The following is a 21,346-nucleotide window of genomic DNA, read 5'->3' on the forward strand; positions in this document are numbered from 1 at the left end:
TAATTACGGATATTCAAAAATTAATTCATATAAAACTATATCTATAACTTTTAATACTTATTCATGAAGATATTTTGAACAAAAAAAAGACAGAACCGAATTAACGATCCTGTCTTTAGAAAAATAGAAAATATTAAATTTTTTCTGAAATAGCAGATTATTTTACGATCAGTTTTTTGGTTTCAGTCTGTCCGCCGTAAGTAATTTTTACAAGGTAATTTCCTGCTGTAAGGTGAGATAAGTTTAAATCCTGCTTATAAAACCCTTCCCGATTTGTAAGTTCAGATTGATAAACCCTTTTACCCGAAAGATCAAAAACCTCAACACTGCCTTTATTTTCAGCTTTTTCTTTCACATCAAATAAAACAGTCACTTTTTTATCTGCTGTAGTAGGATTAGGATAAATCCCGAATGCTGCTTTTTTACCAATTTCTTTTACTCCTAAAGTGGAAGTAATATTCTTATATTTAAAATACATATTTCCTGTAGAAGTTCCTTCATTGGTAATAAAATACATTCTGTAATAATCTGATCCCTGCTTCACATAATATACTACATCTGCCAAAGGAGCTCCGGACGTTGGCTTCCACGAATGACCTACTGCTGTAATGGTGCTGGAAAAAGCTGATGAAGCCGGCAGATTTACCGTGGATGTCGCCTGTGTTTCTGGCTGTACTCTTGCAACGGTAACATTCGGATTTTGAATGACACCTGCCATTTTATACATCATAGCGCCTCCAGGATACACATAATTAGTGTAATATCTGGTAAACATCAGATCCCAATTGGCTTTAGGCGGTTCCATATTATTTACTTTTTCGCCTGTTGTGAAAGAAAAATAGTTAAAAAATGCATCATCAGATCCGTTGGTCAAAATTTTAGACTGAGTAGGATTCCAGGAGGTTCCGTTCCATTGAGCATATTTGAAGCTGTAACCTGCAGAAAATTCGTTGATAAAAAATTTATAATAATTATCGTTGCCATAATCAAGAACAAAAACTACCTGCCCCTGTACTTTATGAGTGGCAATATTGTAATTACCCCATCCGAAATTAAACGGACCAGAAGGAAGCAATGTTGCAGAATCGAAGGCTCCGTCCTGAATTCTCGTTGTCTGATCTGGATTATAGATCGGATTTCCCCATGTCGCTTTCTGAGAAGGAAGCACAGCATCAAAATCTGAAGGATTAGCTGAAATCTGGTAAACAGTAATATTTTTAGCATCATTTACCTTGATACCTTTATCCATTGCGCTGTTTCTGTAAAAAGCAATATCCCAAGTATCTGCTGCCTGCGAAATACTGGTATTGGAAGAGAAATCAAAAAAAACTCTGTTCTGATAAGAATTTCCCATCGACATATTTACGGTTGTGTATCCATTAGAATCAACCTGAGCAAAATTCATTTGCTGAATTCCTAAACTGATCATTGAGGCTAAAAGTAGCTTTGCTTTCATAATTTTTTATTGTTTAAAATTTATTATTTAGAATTATTCCACAAAAGTAATAATTAATTTTTATTCATTCTAAATAAAATTATATATTTGCTGAAAATTATTGGAGTAATGAACAAGAAGGTTTTATCTGTCGGTCTTTTATCAGCTGTAATTTGGGCTAATGCACAGACTCAAGACTCTTTACAATTATCAAAAATTGACGAGGTGGTAATTACCGGTCAGTACAAACAGCAGTCGATCAATAAGTCAATCTATAAAGTTGAGGTAATTGATGCACAGCAGATTAAAAACATGGCAGCAACTACAGCTTCGGAAGTTTTGAATCAGGACCTGAACATATTAATTGAGCCAAATAGCGGAAACGGCGATTCTAATGTCAGAATTATGGGATTGGGGGGCGCTTACACCAAAATTCTAATTGATAATATTCCTGTTGTAAGTGATCAGGGAATGGGGAATCAGGTAGATTTAAGCAAAATCAATGTTAATAATATTGAAAGAATAGAAATCGTAAAAGGTGCTATGGGCGTTGAATACGGAAATAATGCGGTTGCGGGTGTCATTAATATCATTACCAAAAAAAATTATGCTAAAAAATTAACGGCATTATTGTCATTACAGGAAGAAACAGTCGGAAAAGATTACGACTGGTACAAAAAAGGAAACGGCCGTCATGTGCAGAACCTGAATCTTGGATATAAAATTTCAGAAAACTGGAGTCTAACAGCTGATTTTAACCGCAATGATTTTCAGGGATATAAAGGCAATCTGGAAGGTTACAAATATTTCAATGAAAATAATGATAAAAAAAGAGGTTACGACTGGCTTCCGAAAGATCAGATCACTGCTAATGCTGCCTTACGATATGCAAAAAACAATACGTCTTTATTCTTTAAATCTAATTTTCTGACCGAAACTGTTAATTTCTACAATCCGGTTATAGAAGATCTTCCTTTAGGAAACGGAAACCGTACCTACATCGGAAACGACAGAAACTATTTTACCACACGATGGATCCATCAGTTTAATATTCAGACAAAAATAGGATCAAGAATCAACTATCTCGGAGATTTTTCTTACCAGACACAGGATAGGAAATCGCAGGATGTTACTTATGATATTCCCAACAGAAAAACGCTTACAGAAAATGAAAAAAAATCTTTTTATGAATCTAAAGTTTTTTATTCAAGAGGGATGTTCAGCAACTTTCTGGATAGTGACAAAATTAACTTTCAGCTAGGATACGAATTAGACCGCACCAGCGGTTTTGCAGGATCAGAAACTTTTGAATTTAATAACAACGGAATCAACATCAGCAGATCAATTTTCAATTATGCCAACTTTCTGTCTGCTGAATGGAAAATCAACCATCAATTATCTTTTCGTCCCGGTGTAAGACTTGCGTTGAGTGACAGGTTTGATTCTCAGTATAATTATTCTTTTACGGCAAGGTTCAATCCTACAGAAAAATCAGATTTCAGAGCCGTTTTTGGATCATCTAACAGATTTCCAACTTACGAAGAGCTTTACACTTTCGTTGTTGATAACAACCATGACATCAGAGGAAACGAAAATCTCAATCCCGAAACAGGTTATTCTTTAGGATTGTCTTATGATTTTACCAACTCGCAGAATAATTTATGGAAAATGAATCTCAGTTTTTCTGCAATGTACCTTGATGTAAAAGACAGAATAGAAAGCATAATTGTAAGCAACAGTCCTTTGAAATACACCTTTCTGAATGTAGACAGCTATAAATCTCTGCTTTTTGGAGGAGGTTTCAGCCTGAAAAAAGAAAATATTTCATTCAACGGCGGTGTTTCGGTGCTGGGAATTTCACAAAATCTAAACACCGGAAATATGACTTCTCCTGACGATTACAATTTCAATGCAGAAGCCAATTTTGCAGCAAACTATACCCTTCCGAAACTGAACACCCTTTTTGCATTATACTATAAATACACCGGACTGCAAAAAAGATTCACACAGAAAGCATCCCAGAATCCGGGTGAAAATCCGCAATATGTTTTAGGAGAAATCAGTGCATTCAATATGATGAATTTTACTGTAAGTCAGCCCTTTTTCAACAATCATCTGGAGATCAGTCTGGGTGTAAAGAATATTTTTGACGTTTCCGATGTAAGAAATACCGTACTATCGGGCGGTGCTCACAATTCAGCTGCAGGTTCTCAGAATTTATTCTACGGAAGAAGCTATTTCGCCAGACTCAATTATCAGTTTTAATATTTGAATAAAAATATCAGCACATGAAAAAAATACTTATCGCTTTCATTTTCAGCAGCGCATTTATTACCCAGTCATGCATTAATGACAATGAAGATCCGGTAGCAGTAGCCCCTATTCAGGGGTCTATTGTAAACCCAAATGTTGGTGGAGCTACACAGCCCAATCAGGTTTGGTTTGATTTAAGCAAAGGAAAAGAAGTGTATACAAAACGTACCAATTGGGATATTGCATTGTATACAGGAAATGAATTTAAGGTTATTTTAAATTCTTCTATCATGATGGCTGCTACAAAAATTCCTAATGCAGTTAATATTGACCTGGTTACCCAATCTGATGTTGCCGGACTGATGAATCTGGTTCAGGTAGGAACTTTTACACCCGATAATGAAGCATTTATTGATGATGTGAACGGAAATTTTCCTTCAGGATATACCGCAATAGAATCGGTAAAAGAAAATGATTCTCAAAATGCTGTCTATCTTGTCAATATGGGAAGAGAAATCTACAGCGGAAATGTTGCTGTAGGTTCGGTTGCAACAGGCGGAGACTTAAGAGGCTGGATGAAAATCCAGATAACCAGAAATTCATCAGGTTATAAAATTAAATATGCGAAGATTAACGAAACTTCCCATAGAGAATTAGTTATAGAAAAAAATACTGCTTACAACTATAATTTCGTCAGCCTTACGCAGGGAAAAGAAGTTTATATACAGCCTGAAAAAAAAGACTGGGATCTGTGTTTCACCGTATTTACCAATACCATTACCGGAGCAGGGAGTTATGTTTTCGCAGATTTTGTCCTCAATAATAATGTAGGAGGTGTTGGCGCTTATGAAGTAAAAGTTCCTGCACAGACTTCGGGAACCGAAGCGTATAATAATTTCAAATCTGAAAATATCGACCCTTCAAAGCTGGTGTATAGTGACCACCGCATTATTGGCGGAAACTGGAGAAATCCTGTGGGAACCAACGGTCTTGAAGTCTATGGTGACCGTTTTTACATCATTAAAGATGCAGACGGATATTACTTCAAACTGAAATTTACCCGTCTTACCAATACTTCCGGAGAACGCGGTTTCCCTCAATTTGAATACAAACCTTTATAAAAATAATATAAAATGAAAAAACTTATTCTTACGGTATCTTTTCTTGCAATGGTATATTCATGCAAAAAAGAAGTTCAGAAACCTGTAGAAAACGAAATTTCTGTTTCTTCTGAAACACCGAAATCCAATCAGAAAATTGTTTCTCTAAGCGGTGGAATTACAGAAATTGTAAGCGCTCTTGGTCATGAAAACGAAATTGTAGGCACAGATGTAACAAGTACATATCCTGAAACGCTTAAATCAACAGCAAAAGATTTAGGTCACGTAAGATCAATGACCATTGAGCCTATAATGGCAGTAAATCCCACTTTGATTTTAGCTTCAGATAAAGATATCAATCCCGAACTTTTAGGAAAAATAAAATCTTCAGGAATAAAAACAGAGCTTTTCAGTCAGGAATATTCTGTAAACGGAACCAAAAAACTGATTGAGCAGGTTGCAAAAGCTTTAGGAAATCCTGACTTTCAGAAACTTAATGATAAAATTGATGCAGACTTACAGCAGATTCAGCCGATTGCCAAAAAACCTAAAGTATTATTCATCTACGCAAGAGGAAATATGATGATGGTTTCCGGTAAAAATACACCAATGGCTTCTTTGATTGAAATTGCAGGCGGAGAAAATGCCGTGAACGATTTTGAAGATTTCAAGCCTCTGACTCCTGAAGGTGTAGTAAAAGCCAATCCAGATGTTTTATTCTTCTTTTCATCCGGTCTGCAGGGAGCAGGTGGAAATGAAGGAGTGCTGAAAATGCCGGGAGTTTCGCAGACCAATGCAGGCAAAAACAAAAAAATTATCGCAATGGAAGGAGGCTTGGTATCTTCTTTCGGACCAAGATTAGGAGAAGCAGCTGTTGCATTAAATAAACTTTTAGTTGAAAACACAAAATAAATTATATATTCACATTTTTATAAGTGCCCTTTTGCTGGTTTTACTGGCAATCGGGTCGCTTCATGTCGGAGTTTATGACTTCGGCGGAAATTCACCATTCATCATTCTGAAAGATATAATTCTTGGCAATTCCGAGGTTTCTCTCAGCGATCGTTATGTGATTTGGGAAGTGAGAAGTGCAAGGATCATAATGGCAATTTTGGTGGGAAGCCTGCTTGCTGTTTCAGGAACGAGTCTTCAGGGAATGTTCAAAAATCCTCTGGCAACAGGCGATCTTATCGGGCTAACGTCAGGCGCAACTTTACTGGCTGCCATTGCGATTGTTTTGGGAGGACATTTTAAAGAATACCTTCCTGAAGCCATTCAGTTTTCATTGGTTGGAATTTTCGCTTTTATCGGAGCTTTATTAGCCATGATTCTGGTTTACAGAATATCCACAAGCAGCGGAAAAACAAATGTCGTGATGATGCTGTTGAGTGGAGTTGCCATAACTGCTATCGGGTTTTCCATCACCGGGTTTTTAATTTATATTTCTAAAGATGAGCAGCTCAGAGATCTCACTTTCTGGAATATGGGGAGTCTTGCCGCAGCAACCTGGACGAAAAATCTGATTCTGACTGTTGTTTTAATCATCTCCTACTCCATTTTGCTACCAAAAGGCAAAGCTCTGAATGCCATGATGCTGGGCGAAAAAGATGCAGAACATTTGGGAATCAATGTAGAAAAGCTGAAGAAGCAAATTGTTATCACCACCGCACTCATGATAGGAACCTGCGTTGCTTTTTCCGGTACAATAGGATTTGTGGGATTAATTGTTCCTTATATATTAAGACTATTATTCAAATCCAATTACGTTTTTATTCTTCCGTTGTCTGCGGTGATGGGAAGCATACTTCTTTTATCCGCAGATACCATCAGCAGAAGCATTGTAGCTCCGTCGGAATTGCCTATCGGGATTTTAACTGCACTGATGGGAGGTCCTGTCTTCATTGCCATTTTAGTTAAATTCAAAAAGACACTCTAATGATTAAAGCACATCACATTAATTATAAATTTAAAGATTTTCATATTCTGGATGCAGTAAATGTGTCTGTAGAATATGGCGAGTTCTTAGCTATAGTGGGACCGAATGGTGCAGGAAAATCAAGCTTGTTGAGCATTCTGGCTAATGAAGTAAAAACTGAAAAGGAAAAAATTCTGTTTAAAAACACACCAATTTCAGATTGGAATGTAAGGGAACTTTCTAAACATAAATCTAAATTTTCACAGCACAATGCCGTAGAGATTCCTTTGCCGGTAAAAGATGTAGTGATGATGGGAAGATATCCTTACTTTGATGCACAGCCACATCAGGAAGATTATGAAGCGACAAAACTATTAATGCAGGAAACAGAAATTTCTCACCTTCAGGAAAGAGATTATAATTCTCTTTCAGGAGGCGAAAAGCAGAGAGTACATATTTCCAGGGTTATGGCACAGCTTAAAAACGAGATTAAGCATAAACTGGTTTTTTTGGATGAGCCACTTAATAATCTGGATATTAAATATCAGTATAAAACTTTGGAAATCATTAAAAAATTTACGCAAAAAGCCAATTCAGCCATTGTTGTTCTTCACGATCTGAATCTTGCCGCTCAGTTTGCTGACAAAATTTTACTGATGAAATCCGGAAAAGTAGCAAAATACGGAACTCCCAAAGAAGTTTTCACCTCGGAAAATATTTCCTATGCCTATAATTTTCCATGTACTATATGTCCGCACCCTGTCAATGCAAACCCGATGATTATTTTTGGATAATGGAAGAGAATGAATTAAAAATATTAGCCCTAAACCTTGCCAATCCGCAAGGAGAAAAAGGAATTGAGATTGGCGAAATGATGAATGCAACCAATATCGGAATGACCCTGGAAAGTATTAAAGCTCTCGTTATAGAAGATCATGATTCGATTTTAGAAATTGGTCATGGAAATGCAGGACATCTTCAAAATATTTTAAATAGAGCTAAGAAAGTAAAATATACCGGAATCGACATTTCTGAAACGATGAATAAAGAAGCCAGAAAAATAAATGCTGAATTTTCGGATCAGACTGAATTTATTTTGTACGAAGGAAAAAAGCTGCCGTTCGAGGATAAGGTTTTTGACAAAATATTTACTGTTAATACGGTTTATTTCTGGGAAAATCCTGTTGATTACCTCAATGAAATCTACAGAGTCCTGAAAGATAACGGAATCTTTGTTCTCACTTTCGGGCAAAAAGAGTTTATGAAAAATCTGCCTTTCACGGCTTATCATTTTACGCTCTACAGCAACGAAGATTTAGCAGAACTGGTTTCTAAAAGCCATTTTAAACGGATGAAAATATCTGAAAAACAAGAAGAAATAAAAAGCAAAACCGGAAACGGATTAATCAAAAGAATATACACAGTTTTAACCATAAAAAAATAAAAATGAATACACTAATCAACGACCTAAAAGAAAAATGGGAAGCTCTGCAGACAGAAAATCCACACATAAGAATACGCAATGCAGCTCATCAGCTTGGAGTAAGTGAGGCAGAATTGCTTTTGACCAATGTTAATGAAGGTGTTACTATTTTAAAACCCGATTTCTCCAACATTCTTTCCGAAGTTGAAAAACTGGGGAAAGTAATGGCTCTTACCAGAAATGATGAGTGCGTACACGAACGAAAAGGTATTTACCATAACGGTGACTTCAGCAGTCCGCATGCACAGCTTTTCGTAGGTGAAGATATTGACCTTAGAATTTTTCTTAATCATTGGAAATTTGCTTTTGCAGTTGTAGAAGGAGATAAAAAGAGCTTTCAGTTCTTCGGAAAAGACGGTTTGGCCTTACACAAAATTTATCTTACAAAAGACAGCAATCCGGAAGCATTTGATCATTTGGTTGAGAAATTTGCTGCCGAAGATCAGGATGCAGCACCTGATTTTGAAAATACTGCTCCAAAAGCAGCCGAAAAACAGGATGAAGATATTGATGTGGAAGGATTCAAAAAAGCATGGACTGATCTGAAAGACACCCACGATTTCTTTATGATGACCAGAAAATTCGGAGTAAGCAGAACACAGGCTTTGAGGCTTGCTCCTGAAGGTTTTGCCAAAAAGATTGATCCATCTAAAGTCGTAAATGTATTGGAAGATGCTTCTGAAAAACAGATTCCGATCATGATTTTTGTCGGAAACAGAGGAATTATTCAGATTCATACAGGAAATGTAAAAAAGACATTGTGGCATCAGCAATGGTTTAATGTAATGGATCCTGACTTCAATCTTCATCTTGACGTTACAAAAATTGCAGAAGCGTGGATTGTAAAAAAGCCTACCGAAGACGGCGAAGTGACTGCCATTGAAATATTCAACAAAGACGGCGAATTTATCGTACAGTTTTTCGGAAAAAGAAAACCCGGAATTCCAGAGCTTCAGGAATGGAAAAATCTTGTAGCAGCATTAGAAAAATAAGATTAAATATTGTGCAAAGACCGTTTTGTAAGTAATGCAAAGCGGTCTTTTATTTTGACTGATTATCCGTAATACCATAATTAAAGTAACGGAGATTCAATTTTAATTTATTTTACAAATTTTAAATGATATTTAGCTTTAATTTTTCAGCTTGCCTGTGATTGGTTACTATTAATTACCCGGCAAACTTCAATTAAATTAACATTAAAAGAATTTCAACTAAAAAATCTTCGGATTGAAAAAAAACTTCACGAACTTTACAACCATTAAACAATCAAAATATTCAATGAAAAATATTCTTGTTGCCGTCTTTGTATTAGGATTTTCTCTTCTAAAATCACAAAATTTCAAGCCGTATCAGTTTTACGACAAAAAAGGAAAAGCCGTAAAGACAGAAAAAATGATCAAAGATCTGGCAGATTATGATGTTGTCTTTTTTGGCGAATTTCACAACAATTCTATCATTCACTGGCTTCAGCTTAAAGTTACTGCAGCCTTGTATGAAAAAAAGAACAAAGAAATTACTTTAGGCGCAGAAATGTTTGAAAGAGACAATCAGCCGCAGCTGAATCAGTATTTAGCCGGAAAAATTGACACCAAAAACCTTAAAGATTCTGTTCGTTTGTGGAATAACTACACAACCGATTACCAGCCATTACTTGATTTTGCGAAAGATAAAAACCTGAATTTCATTGCTACCAATGTTCCGAGAAAATATGCTTCACAAACAGCAAAAGAAGGTATTGAATCTCTCAGTAAAATTTCAGAAAAAGAAAAATCTTATATCGCAGAATTGCCTATAGAAGTTACACTGGACACTCCTGGTTATCCGGAAATAAAAAAAATGATGGGCGACCATGCGGAAGGCACCAAAGTGATGAATTTTATTTCTGCACAGGCAATAAAAGATGCTACAATGGCAGAATCTATTTTAAGAAATCTACAGCCGGGAAAAACATTTATTCACTACAACGGAAATTTTCACACCAAAGAATTTGGCGGAATTTACTGGTATCTGAAAAAGAAAAATCCCAATTTGAAAATGGCGGTCATTTCGGTTTTTGAAACTGAAGATTCCGAATTGAAAATTCCTGAAAAAGATTACTTTCCTACAGATTATAATCTGATTATTCCGAGCGATATGACCAAAACATATTAAAAAAATGAAAAAACTTTCTCTATTTTTAGTTCTGTTCATCGGCATTATCAATGCGCAAAAACTTTCAGAACCTGAAATTGCGCTCATCAATCAGGGTAATATTAATTCAGCTTTGCCAATTTATCAGACAACGGATAAACAGCAGCACAATACTTTACTGGCTGTTTCGCAAGATATTGATCCGCTTGATAAAAATACTGCAACTTTAGTTAAGAGAATGAAAAAATCTCTGCTGTCTACAGATGGCGGTGTAGGAATTGCAGCACCGCAAGTCGGAATCAACAGAAAAATTATCTGGGTACAGCGTTTTGATAAACCAAACGAGCCACTCGAATATTTTATAAACCCAGTCATTACCTGGAAGTCTGAACTTCAGAATCTCGGTCCGGAAGGAGATTTGTCTATTCCTGAATTCAGGGATCAGTTTTATAGAAGTAAAGCCATTCAGCTGGAATATGTGGATTTAAAAGGACAAAAATATACCGAAATTGTTGAAGGTTTCACAGCAGTTATTTTTCAGCATGAAATCGACCATCTTTTCGGGATTTTAATCTCTGATAAAAAGAAAAAAGAATCGGGTGATGAGTACTATAAAGTAGATGCTTTTAAGAAAAGTGATGCAGTAGGAAGATAAGTAATATCGTAAAATCACAAAACATATTCTGTGATAAGTTATTATAGACTTTTAAATCATCTTTGCTGATTTAAATATAATTTTTAGCTACAGTCGATTTCGGTATTTCTTAAAAAAACACGACATTTGTACACGCAAAATTCAGAGGTATGCAGTGTTATAAAAAAGTAATGAATATACCCTCTGAAGATTAAATTTTTAAAATTTTACCAATGAAAATATCAGGTAACTGGCTGAAAGACTACATCAAAACAGATTTAAAAACCGAAAAAATCGGAGAATTTCTTACAGATATAGGTCTTGAAGTAGAAGGAATTGAAGCATTTGAAAGTGTAAAAGGAAGTCTGGAAGGTATTGTTGTAGGAAAAGTTCTGACCTGCGAAAAGCATCCGAATGCAGATAAGCTGAATAAGACTACCGTAGATATCGGAAACGGAAAAATCCTGAACATCGTTTGCGGAGCTCCCAATGTTGCTGCCGGACAAACGGTTCCTGTAGCCGTTGTAGGAACTAAAATATATGCAAAAGACGGAAGTTTTTTTGAAATTAAAGAAGCCAAAATAAGAGGTGAAGTTTCTCAGGGAATGATTTGTGCAGAAGACGAACTGGGATTGAGCGATGATCACGGCGGAATTATGGTTCTGGACGAAACTCAATATGAAATCGGGAAGAATTTTGCCGATTATTTTGAACTGACGAATGACGAAGTTTTCGAAATTGGTTTAACACCCAACAGAACAGATGCGATGTCGCATTACGGCGTAGCAAGAGATCTTCATGCTTACCTGTCTACGAATCAGCAAAAATCTGAATTTGAAAAAATTTCAAGTGTTGCTTTAAATAATGAGGGTTTGCACAGTTTCAAGCTTGAGGTAGAAGACAGCGAGCTTACCCCAAGATACATTGGAGCCGTTATCAGTAATGTAAAAGTTACAGATTCTCCCGACTGGCTGAAAAACAGGCTGAAAGCGATCGGACTAAGCCCCATCAATAATATTGTAGATATTACCAATTATATCCTTCACGGTTACGGACAACCGCTTCACGCTTTTGATGCAGATAAAATTGCAGATCAGAAAGTAAAAGTGGGAACTGTGGCAGAAGGAACAAAATTTACTACTTTAGATGGTGTAGAAAGAACATTAAACGGTTCCGAAATCATCATTAAAGACGGTAAAGACAACCCAATGTGCATTGCAGGAGTTTTTGGAGGGCTTCATTCAGGAGTTTCTGCTGAGACAAAAAATATTTTTCTGGAAAGTGCATATTTTAATCCTGTTGCAGTAAGAAAAGCGGCAAAATTTCATGGTCTGAATACGGATGCTTCTTTCAGATTTGAAAGAGGTGTGGATCCTAATATCACAAGAACCGTCGTTACCCATGCTATTAAAATGATTGAAGATCTTGCAGAAGGGAAGCTTACGGGAGAATTGCTTGAAGAATATCCTAAGAAAATTGAAGATCAGTATATCATTTTAAGATTTTCTAAAATTGAACAGATTTTAGGAACAAAGATTCACAGGGAAAAAGTAAAAGAAATTCTGAAGGCTCTGGAGATTCAGGTATTGAACGAAATTCAGAATGGTTTTGAAATTTCGGTTCCTGCATACAGAGCAGATGTGACAAGAGAAATAGATGTGATTGAGGAAATTCTAAGAATTTACGGATACAATAAAATTGATGCGCCTCAGAAAATATCTTTCACTCCTGTAAAACTGAGCGCCAATGATCAGGACGAACTGGAAAATTCCTGGGCAAGAACATTGCAGAGCTTAGGCTTCAATGAAGTGATGAATAATTCTCTTACTTCCGTAAAAGATGAAACGGATGCAGTAAAACTCCTGAATCCTTTAAGCGGAGATTTGGCTTTTATGAGAAAATCTTTACTGGAAGGTCTTTTGCAGAATGCGGTGTACAACATCAACAGAAAAAATCAGGACATCAAGTTTTTTGAGTTTGGAAAAATTTATCATAAAAAAGAAAAGTACGAAGAAAGAAAGCAGCTTGCTATCTTAGTTTCCGGAAGAAATGTTGCCGAAAACTGGCTGCAGCCAAAATCTGCTACCGATTTTTATAATCTGAAATCTTTTGTAAAAGTTCTTTTGGAGAGACTTGCAATCAATTATCAGGAGGTTGCTTTAGCGGACGACAGATTTTCTGATGCTATTGCTTATGAAGCTGACGGTAAAACGTTGGTAAGAATCGGAAAAGTAGCGCCACAGTTGATGAAAGATGCAGATATTGACCAGGACTGTTTCTACGCAGAAATTGAACTTGAACTGGCTCAAAAGCTGCGTGTTGCCAATCAGCTTAAATTTTATGACATTCCAAAATTCAACAAGATCAGAAGAGATTTGGCATTGCTGATTGATAAGAACATTACATATCAGGAATTGTATCAGTCTGCAAGAAAAAACAAATCTCCTTTCATCAAAAACATCAATCTTTTTGATGTATATGAAGGAAAAAATCTTCCCGAAGGCAAAAAATCATACGCAATGAGCTTTGAACTTTTAAATGAAGAAAAAACTTTGGAAGAAAAAGAAATCACTCAGGTAATGGATTCTCTGATCAAAACATTCAAGAAAGAATTCAATGCTGAATTAAGATAAAACAATACATCTTGATGATACAGAAACGGGCTTTTGTCCGTTTTTTTTCTTTTTTTGAAGAGACAGCAACAGGAATAAATATTGCTATATTTGCTTACTTATGAAAAACGAACAGCTATTTCCGCTCATCCAAAAAGCAATAGATAAGGATCAGAAAGCACAGACACAGCTCATTAATATATTTTGGGTGGATGTTTTTTCTTTTGTAATGAAAAAAGTGCAGGACGAAAATGACGCTGATGAAATCACGGTGAATGTTTTTTCTAAGGTCTTATCAAAACTGGATATGTATGATCCTAATTTTCAGTTTAAAACATGGATATTAACCATCGCACAAAACACGATTATTGATTTCTGGAGAAGAAAATCAAGAGAAAATCAGGATCCTACGGAAAATCTCGAAGAAGTAAAAAATCAGTTTGCAAAATCTCCTGAAGAACTGATGATTTCAGAAGAAGAACAGAAGAAAATCATCAAAACCATAGAATCTCTTGACGCCAATTATCAGGACATCATCCGGCTGAGATTTTTCGAGGAAAAAAGCATTAAAGAAATTGCTGAAGAACTCGGCATTTCGGTTGCCAATACAAAAGTCCGTGTGATGCGCGCCAAAAAAGTACTTGCAGAACTTCTGAAAAATAACGGATTGGGAGATCACAGCTGATCAATCAACCAAATCCAGAAGCGTCTTTTCTTCTAAAATTTTTAGCGAAGCATCTCTTACTTCAATTAAAACATCATGAAGACCGCAGTGATCTTCGGTACAATTTTCACACTTTTCATAAAAATTAAGACTTACACAGGGCAGTAACGCTATAGGTCCGTTCACCAGTCTGATGATTCTTGCGAGATTCACTTTCTCAGGACCTTCCCTGAAGAAATAACCGCCGCCTTTTCCTTTTTTGCTTTCCAGGATATCTGCTTTTTTCAGCTGAAGAAGGATGTTTTCTAAAAACTTAAGCGGAATTTTTTTGGCATCAGCTATTTCAGAAATAAGAATGGGACCTTCATTTCTCTTTTCTACAAGATATGAAAGGGCTTTGAATGCGTATTGTGATTTTTTTGAAAGCATTACAGCAAAAATAATAAAAAGTTGGGATATAAAGGATAGATAATGATGATGGGTGACGTTTTATATCCAATGCTATAAATCAAAAAACTTATCTTTGTATCATGTTTAGCAAACAGGAAGCCCAACAATTAAAAAAAGAATTCTGGATCGCCTTTGGAAAATCATTTCCAAGAAAATGGATTTTGTATGATACGAAAATAAAAGATTTTTCGTTCAAATTTTACGCAGATAAAAAGAAAGCCGAAGTTTCTATAGACATTGAAATGAAGGATGAAATTTTCCGGAATGCGTATTACGAAAAAATCTGGTCTCTGGAAGATATTCTGAAAGATTTTGTGGGTGAATTCTCAAAAGATGAATATTACACGCTCGAAAACGGAAAAATAATAAGTAGAATCTGGGTTGAAAAGCACAATGTCTCTGTCTTTAATAAAAATACATGGCAGGAAATTTTTGAATTTTTTGTTGAAAAAATGGATGGCTTTGAAAGATTTTACTATGAGTATGAGGATTTTATAAAAGATGTATAAATAATATGATTCTCGAAATAATAGCAGAAATTTTATTTGAATTAATTTTTTTTAAACTTCCCGTTTTTATTTATCGGAAAGTAAAAATGCTATTTTTGAAGAAAAATAAAATTCGTCCCTGATGCTTAGCTAAACTCTTAAGTATCAAAATATTTACCGTAAAGCTTGCAACATTCGTGTAAGATTCAAAAGAAACTATTTATAAAATCCAAAATAAAACACAATGAAAAAAATAATTTTGATTTTTTACCTATTCATTTCTCAGTGCATATTTTGTCAAAATGTATTCAAATCTCAAAAGAAAATTTATTTAGCCGAATATTACATTCATCTAAAAAATGATCAAAAAGCCCTTGATTATTATCTTGAAGCAGTACATCTTAATCCTAAGACCAATAGCTACGATTATCTTAAAGCGGCTTCTCTTGCATTTAAACTTAAGAAAAACGAAACTGCCAAAGAGCTTATTACCAAAAGTATCACTAAACAACTGGCTCCTTTAGATTTTATCCGGGATTTTAAAAGTCTTCGGCCTTTCAAAGATTTTAAAGAAATGAAAGATGTATTGTCAGATTACGATTCTTTAGAAAACCAATACTATAGAGAACTTAAAAATCCGGCTGCTTATATGGAAATTCAGAGGCTTATTGCGAAAGACCAGTTAATAAGACAGGAAAATAAAGTTTTCGGTGAATTAGCTAAAAAAATTGATTCTGCAAACATTACAAGATTGATTGAGCTTACCGGAAAATACGGTTGGGAAGATCGGGCATGGCTGTTACTTTGGCATCATAGAGGTCGTTCACAAGACAATGAATTTGTTTGGAATTTTTTTATACCTTTCATCAAAAAAGAGATTGAAAAAGATAATGTAAATAAAGATTTCTTTGTAGAATTTGAAGAATTTGATAATGCAACAGAAAATTTGCCAAATAAATCAAACAAAGGCGCAATTTATACTATCGGTGGGTTGGGAAGTGTTGGATATAATCATTATATAGATATTCAAAATCTTGATAAAAGAAGAAAATTAGTAGGTTTGCCACCACTCTATTTTGAGCATCTCATGTATGGTACGGAATTGCCGAAAGATTATGAGTACGATCTTAGAAATCTGCTTTCAGATCTTGAAAATTTATAACATTTTTACATTTTTTGAATAATGAAAAAGACATCCGCAAAAACGAATGTCTTTTTTATATTTGAAGAAAAAATTTATTTTTTATCAGCTTTTACATCAATATTGATCTCAATATCTTTGCTGATCATCCATTCTGCAGGATCTGTTTCATCCGTTCCGAATTTTATTCCCCAATCTGAACGGTTTACAGTAAACATCGCCTTGATAGCGGCAGAGTTTTCCATTACTTCTACTTTAGCAGGGAAAGTTACATTCATAGTTTTACCCAAAAGTGTAAGATTTCCGCTGATGGTTTTATTAGCTCCTTCAATAGCATTGGTTGCACCTGCAGCCAGTTCTTCGACTTTAGTAATTTTAAAATCTGCGGTAGGGAATTTTTCTACATCAAAGAAATCTGCATTTTTAAGGTGCCCTTCAAGATCCGTATATTTTTTATCTTTTTCCGTTACCGAAGCAGGATCTACTTTCAGAGATTTCATATCAATCACAAATTCCCCTGAAGCAAGATTGTTTTCAGCTACGGTAAGCTCACCTGTACTTACATTAAGAGTTCCCCAACGTGGAGCAAAACCTCCTTTGTGGAAAGCTTTCCAGTTTACTTTTGAAGCCGCTGTATCTACTGCGAAAACATCACCGCTTTTTTCAGCTACGGTTTGCTCCTGAGAAGTTGCTGCATTATCAGCTTTTTTATCACCGCAAGATGCTAAAAGCAATCCTAATCCAGCCAAAGCAATTACACCAAATTTTTTCATTTCTTTAAGTTTTAATTATTGTTGAATCTTTTTTTGTTAATATTTGACTTTGCAAACCTCGTAAAAATTATGATTGAAATCATTAACATAGGATAAGAAAACGTAAATAATTTTATTTGTGAGCTGGTAATTTATTTTATATTTGATTGATGAATAAAAACTTGCTAACATACATAAACTGGAAGACAATGCGTGAATTAAAGGTGTATATATAATAGTAAAACGACAATGAAACAGACAATTTTAATATCAGCTTTTATTATGACTACATCTTTATTTTTTGGACAAGAACAACATTTGGAGCCTGCAAAGGACTTTAAACAATACGAAGGTGTTTTAAAGGAATATTATGATAACATTTTTCTACGATTGTATAAAGGATATTCTGAAAAACCTATTGCGAGATATACATCAATGCCATCTTTCTCCAATGAATACTCCTATTCGGTAGAAACATTAGATGGTAAAAATTATGTAGTAAGTAATAAACTGTCTGAAAGTTATTGGTATTCAAAAAATAAAAATAAGGTTAAACTAATTTCAAACAAGACAGAATTAACAAATGACTTGTATCTTAAAATTGTTGCTTTATTCCAATTATTAGAAGAACAGACAAAAAAGCCAGAACATGAATCAATGGGACTTGACGGAATAACATACTATTTTGCAACAACCGACAAAAACGGTGAGTTAAAAATTGGTGAAACCTGGTCTCCTGCTGAGAAATCTTTACTCGGAAGACTTGTTAAGATTTGTGACAATATCTACTCGTTGGGAATTGGTAATAATTTATCTCAATCAGACATTCTAAAAGAAATTGAAAAATTAGTAATCGACTTAAAACACTAAAGTATTATGCATACCAACAGTTTGTAAATGACGGGTTATAGAAATCCCTACAAAGTTCAACAGCAGCAATCCTATTGATCTTTTTTGCCAGAATAAGCCATATCAAAGCCTTAAAAGAATTTTGTTTAATTAAAAATTGAACTGAATAATAATTTGAAATTTATGAAAATTGAAATCTCCGAATTAAGTAATAAAAATTACATTTTACAAGACAAACTAAAACACTCTGAACTACATAAATTCTTAAATGAAAAACTAAAATTGAATAAAAAATGGTTTTTCAATATTTATATGATTATATTGATAAGTCCTTTATGTATAATTTCATATACAATTACAAAAAATCTAATTACTAAAGAATTAACCATTGTTAATTCTTTAGTATATATTTTTCTGGGCATCATTATTTCTATTCTCTTTATTCCTATACACGAGTTAATACACTACTTTGCTTATAAAATTACTGGAGCTAAATCTGTTTCTTTCTTTTTAAATTTTAAAAAATTCTATTTTGCCACAATAGCAGACAAGTTTGTTACCAATTTATCTGAATTTACATTTATAGCCATTCTACCCTTTACTTTAGTATTAATTGGAACTTTAATATCATTTCCGTTTTTATCGGTAGAATTTCAATTAACAGCAGTGATTTTTTTATTTATTCATAATATTTTTTGCAGTGGTGATTTTACATTATTAAATTATTTAGCCTCGAATAAAGAAATGGTTACCTATGATGACAAAGAAAAAGGTGAAACATATTTTTATAAAAAACAGGATAAGAAGAATGAACAGAACTAAAAATATATTGACAACCATAACTTTTGGAGTCTTAGTTCAACTGCTAACTTCTTGTAATGATAATCCAAAAACAACAATTCAGCAAGATGACAAAAAAACTATCACAGAAAAAACAAATCCTGTTGTATATTTTGAAATTCCGGTGACGGATATTGATCGAGCAATCGGCTTCTATAAGAATGTATTTGGCTTCAAATTCAAGAGAGAAAATATTGACAATAATGAAATGGCATTATTTCCATTGGTGGAAGAAAATTCAGGCATTTCAGGTGCATTAGCAAAAGGGGAAATTTACAAACCTACAATAAACGGAGTTGTGATTTACTTCAATACAAAAAATATTGATGAAACACTTAAATTGGTTACATCAAATGGTGGAAAAATTTTATATCCCAAAACAGATAACGGAATTGGGCTTGTTGCAGAATTTGAAGATACAGAAGGAAACAGAATAGCATTATATCAGTCTAAAAAATGATAAGAATTATTGTAAGCAATATCAGATAAAAACAAGAACATCAATTAGCATCAAAATTTACAACGTTAACACAAAAATGAGTGAAATACTGAAACAGCAAATAGAAAAAAACATATTATTGGCAGACAAAAAATTTGGCTACATAAAGAAATTACTGTAAAATTGAAAAATATAGTATATAGAATCGTACATCTAACTAAATATATGAAGATATGAAATTTATTTTTTTAACTTTATTTTTTGCTTTTCCAACTTCATTTTTTAAATGTCAAGGTTCTTACACACCTTCCAAAATGAATAAAGTTCTACCGACACTCACAAAATCAAATTTTGTTTTGCAAAGTGAAATCCCAGACTTAATTTCATCTGAAAAATGCAAATACATAACCAAAGGAAGAAGTTACGCCGCTCCGGTAGGATTATTTGCAAAAAATGACTTGAAAAATGCTGCAAAAGGTATTGACGAATGGGTTGAACTTGATAAAGGAAATACATTTGTTCTTACAAATTACAAATGGATACCAATGGGTAATACGGGGTCAACACAATTATATGTAGATTTTGACACTTTAATTTGCAAAGAAAAACCTTAATAAATCACTTGCTAATATTTGCTTTACGATAAACATAATGCATTAGCTTAAACCTAAAAAATGGCAGTATATCAATATTATTTAGGAGTAGTTCCAAAACAAGGAATTAAAAAAAAGCATGGCTCTATTCCAGATCAAATTGGTGTTAGTATGGAAACAGAATATTTTGAATCTGATGCTGAAATCTACTGGGAAGAAGTCGAAATGAAAGCGGACGATTTTATTACGAAAATTGATTTAATTGTTAAAAGAGCAAAGTGGGGAAACGACAATACAAGCTATAATTGGAAAACCTACTCAGAGGATGTTGACAATGATGCCTATATGAATTTGGATGAAAAATCTTTAACAATTAGAGAGTTTTCTTTCCGAGCTGATTTAAGAGAAAAAAAACTATTTTTTTTGAAAAATATGATAGAGTTAGCTATAGAAAATGAATGGTTATTCTTTGACAGAAAAGGAAAACTTATGAAACCAGACTTCGAAGAAATCAAAAATAGTATAAAGAACTCAAATGCATACCGTTTTTTGGAAGATCCTATTAAATTTTTAGAAAATATTAAAAAAACAAATTAAGCTTAAGCAGAAAAATGCTTTGTCAAAATGGTTATTAATGATAAATTGAATACTCATAGTTATAACGATACCAAGCAATATACAACTAAATTTCATCTACCAAGATCTGCTATTATGATTACGAAATTTCATAAATATTGAAGAAAATTTGGATAGCATGAAAATATGCTTAAATTATTAATGTGACAAAAAACAATAATAACTAAATGATAGATTACCGAGAATTTGCAGACTTTGAATTAAAAAATCTGATTTCTTTTCAACAAGAATTTAAAGAACAATATAAAATTGATTCCTTTACAAATTGGTTTTATGATAGTGATCTGGAAATTCTGAGATTATATAATGATGCCGGAGATGAAATTTACTTTAAATATATTCCCATCGGAACATTTTCCTTAAACACAAAAATATGGATGTGGAGTTGGTTTAATAACCATCTCAATGAAAAAAGTAAAACTGAAACGCTGAAAATCAAGAATTTTGGATTTGAAAATGAGTACAAAAAATTGTCTGAAGAGACATTTCAAAGTGATGAATATGATGGTTGGGAATTTCTTGCAATCAGTTTTAAACTCTTAAATGGAATTGGTGTTTATAATCTTCAAACTGAAAATCTTAATTATTATTTGCTGTTAACAGAAAAAATTGAACCTCAAAATCATCCTGAAATTAAATTGTTAAAACAACGAACCTTAGACTGTGACAATCACGGATTTCAAAGACCAGCTTTTGTATGTCAGCATTTAAACATAAAAACTGCTCTGGGATTTGAAGAAGCTTTTGAAACTTATCCGGGTATGGAATTAGATAATGATGAAGATTTACAAGCTTGGTGCAATGAATGTGAAAAAGTAAGACAGAAATACGGAGAATGGAACGCAGAATCAGAAAAATTTGCACAGATAAAATTAATTTGTGAAAACTGCTATTTCGAAATTAAAAGGCTAAATCAAAACTAAAAACTACAC

The 21,346-nt window shown here is 33.9% G+C and carries 22 protein-coding genes; 19 read left to right on the forward strand and 3 right to left on the reverse strand.

The annotated features are described in order from the left end of the window. Positions 1-157: 157 nt before the first annotated feature. Positions 158-1,456 (reverse strand): T9SS type A sorting domain-containing protein, encoded by a 1,299-nt coding sequence (locus AC0NBN_RS10060; RefSeq protein ID WP_160813099.1) that lies wholly within the window; start codon positions 1,454-1,456, stop codon positions 158-160. 108 nt (positions 1,457-1,564) lie between these two features. Between AC0NBN_RS10060 and AC0NBN_RS10065 the strand changes: the two genes are divergently transcribed. From AC0NBN_RS10065 to AC0NBN_RS10115, 11 genes are all read left to right on the forward strand, one after another. Further along, positions 1,565-3,700 (forward strand): TonB-dependent receptor domain-containing protein, encoded by a 2,136-nt coding sequence (locus tag AC0NBN_RS10065; RefSeq protein WP_160813098.1) that lies wholly within the window; start codon positions 1,565-1,567, stop codon positions 3,698-3,700. Between the two features lie 23 nt (positions 3,701-3,723). After that, positions 3,724-4,809, forward strand: a complete 1,086-nt coding sequence (locus AC0NBN_RS10070; protein WP_160813097.1) for an HmuY family protein — start codon at positions 3,724-3,726, stop codon at positions 4,807-4,809. A 12-nt stretch (positions 4,810-4,821) separates the two neighbouring features. After that, complete coding sequence (locus AC0NBN_RS10075) at positions 4,822-5,700, forward strand: ABC transporter substrate-binding protein (protein WP_160813096.1); 879 nt, start codon at positions 4,822-4,824, stop codon at positions 5,698-5,700. Then, the gene (locus AC0NBN_RS10080) at positions 5,684-6,724 is read left to right on the forward strand and encodes an iron ABC transporter permease (protein WP_160813095.1); all 1,041 of its coding nucleotides are present in this window, start codon (positions 5,684-5,686) and stop codon (positions 6,722-6,724) included. The genes AC0NBN_RS10075 and AC0NBN_RS10080 overlap by 17 nt, the downstream gene beginning before the upstream one ends. Next, the gene (locus AC0NBN_RS10085) at positions 6,724-7,497 is read left to right on the forward strand and encodes a heme ABC transporter ATP-binding protein (RefSeq protein WP_160813094.1); all 774 of its coding nucleotides are present in this window, start codon (positions 6,724-6,726) and stop codon (positions 7,495-7,497) included. Before AC0NBN_RS10080 ends, AC0NBN_RS10085 begins: the two co-directional genes overlap by 1 nt. Then, positions 7,497-8,147 carry a class I SAM-dependent methyltransferase gene (locus tag AC0NBN_RS10090; RefSeq protein WP_160813093.1) on the forward strand — a complete coding sequence of 217 codons (651 nt, stop codon included), beginning with the start codon at positions 7,497-7,499 and terminating at the stop codon, positions 8,145-8,147. Before AC0NBN_RS10085 ends, AC0NBN_RS10090 begins: the two co-directional genes overlap by 1 nt. 2 nt (positions 8,148-8,149) lie before the next feature. Then, on the forward strand, positions 8,150-9,178 hold the full coding sequence (locus tag AC0NBN_RS10095; RefSeq protein WP_160813092.1) for a ChuX/HutX family heme-like substrate-binding protein: 1,029 nt from the start codon (positions 8,150-8,152) through the stop codon (positions 9,176-9,178). A 286-nt stretch (positions 9,179-9,464) separates the two neighbouring features. After that, entirely contained in the window at positions 9,465-10,337 is an 873-nt protein-coding gene (locus tag AC0NBN_RS10100) for a ChaN family lipoprotein (RefSeq protein WP_160813091.1), read from the forward strand. A gap of 4 nt (positions 10,338-10,341) precedes the next feature. Then, positions 10,342-10,971 (forward strand): peptide deformylase, encoded by a 630-nt coding sequence (locus AC0NBN_RS10105; protein ID WP_160813090.1) that lies wholly within the window; start codon positions 10,342-10,344, stop codon positions 10,969-10,971. 212 nt (positions 10,972-11,183) lie between these two features. After that, a complete protein-coding gene (gene pheT, locus AC0NBN_RS10110; protein ID WP_160813089.1) occupies positions 11,184-13,583 on the forward strand; it encodes a phenylalanine--tRNA ligase subunit beta in 2,400 nt (799 codons plus the stop codon). A gap of 100 nt (positions 13,584-13,683) precedes the next feature. After that, complete coding sequence (locus tag AC0NBN_RS10115) at positions 13,684-14,247, forward strand: RNA polymerase sigma factor (RefSeq protein WP_089742114.1); 564 nt, start codon at positions 13,684-13,686, stop codon at positions 14,245-14,247. Here AC0NBN_RS10115 and AC0NBN_RS10120 read toward each other — a convergent pair whose 3' ends face one another. Then, positions 14,248-14,655 (reverse strand): Rrf2 family transcriptional regulator, encoded by a 408-nt coding sequence (locus AC0NBN_RS10120; RefSeq protein WP_160813088.1) that lies wholly within the window; start codon positions 14,653-14,655, stop codon positions 14,248-14,250. It lies immediately after the preceding gene. A 101-nt stretch (positions 14,656-14,756) separates the two neighbouring features. On the opposite strand from AC0NBN_RS10120, the gene AC0NBN_RS10125 reads away from it, so the two are divergent. Both AC0NBN_RS10125 and AC0NBN_RS10130 read left to right on the forward strand, forming a co-directional pair. Next, positions 14,757-15,185, forward strand: coding sequence for a DUF4268 domain-containing protein (locus tag AC0NBN_RS10125; protein ID WP_160813087.1), 429 nt, complete (start codon positions 14,757-14,759; stop codon positions 15,183-15,185). Positions 15,186-15,408: 223 nt separating this feature from the next. Further along, positions 15,409-16,326: a tetratricopeptide repeat protein gene (locus AC0NBN_RS10130; protein ID WP_160813086.1), complete on the forward strand. Its 918-nt coding sequence runs from the start codon at positions 15,409-15,411 to the stop codon at positions 16,324-16,326. 74 nt (positions 16,327-16,400) lie between these two features. Here the strand turns inward: AC0NBN_RS10130 and AC0NBN_RS10135 are convergent, their stop codons facing one another. Further along, positions 16,401-17,078: a YceI family protein gene (locus AC0NBN_RS10135; protein ID WP_160813085.1), complete on the reverse strand. Its 678-nt coding sequence runs from the start codon at positions 17,076-17,078 to the stop codon at positions 16,401-16,403. A 228-nt stretch (positions 17,079-17,306) separates the two neighbouring features. Here AC0NBN_RS10135 and AC0NBN_RS10140 point away from each other — a divergent pair, with 228 nt between their 5' ends. From AC0NBN_RS10140 to AC0NBN_RS10165, 6 genes are all read left to right on the forward strand, one after another. Continuing rightward, positions 17,307-17,927 carry a hypothetical protein gene (locus tag AC0NBN_RS10140; protein WP_160813084.1) on the forward strand — a complete coding sequence of 207 codons (621 nt, stop codon included), beginning with the start codon at positions 17,307-17,309 and terminating at the stop codon, positions 17,925-17,927. A gap of 162 nt (positions 17,928-18,089) precedes the next feature. Then, a complete protein-coding gene (locus AC0NBN_RS10145) occupies positions 18,090-18,728 on the forward strand; it encodes a DUF3267 domain-containing protein (protein ID WP_160813083.1) in 639 nt (212 codons plus the stop codon). After that, positions 18,715-19,206, forward strand: coding sequence for a VOC family protein (locus tag AC0NBN_RS10150; RefSeq protein WP_160813082.1), 492 nt, complete (start codon positions 18,715-18,717; stop codon positions 19,204-19,206). The genes AC0NBN_RS10145 and AC0NBN_RS10150 overlap by 14 nt, the downstream gene beginning before the upstream one ends. A gap of 212 nt (positions 19,207-19,418) precedes the next feature. Continuing rightward, positions 19,419-19,799, forward strand: a complete 381-nt coding sequence (locus tag AC0NBN_RS10155) for a hypothetical protein (RefSeq protein ID WP_474468316.1) — start codon at positions 19,419-19,421, stop codon at positions 19,797-19,799. Between the two features lie 60 nt (positions 19,800-19,859). After that, on the forward strand, positions 19,860-20,375 hold the full coding sequence (locus AC0NBN_RS10160) for a hypothetical protein (RefSeq protein WP_160813081.1): 516 nt from the start codon (positions 19,860-19,862) through the stop codon (positions 20,373-20,375). Positions 20,376-20,581: 206 nt separating this feature from the next. Next, positions 20,582-21,337, forward strand: coding sequence for a DUF6882 domain-containing protein (locus tag AC0NBN_RS10165; RefSeq protein WP_474468319.1), 756 nt, complete (start codon positions 20,582-20,584; stop codon positions 21,335-21,337). Positions 21,338-21,346: the final 9 nt, after the last annotated feature.

The organism is Chryseobacterium sp. L12 (assembly GCF_056133985.1).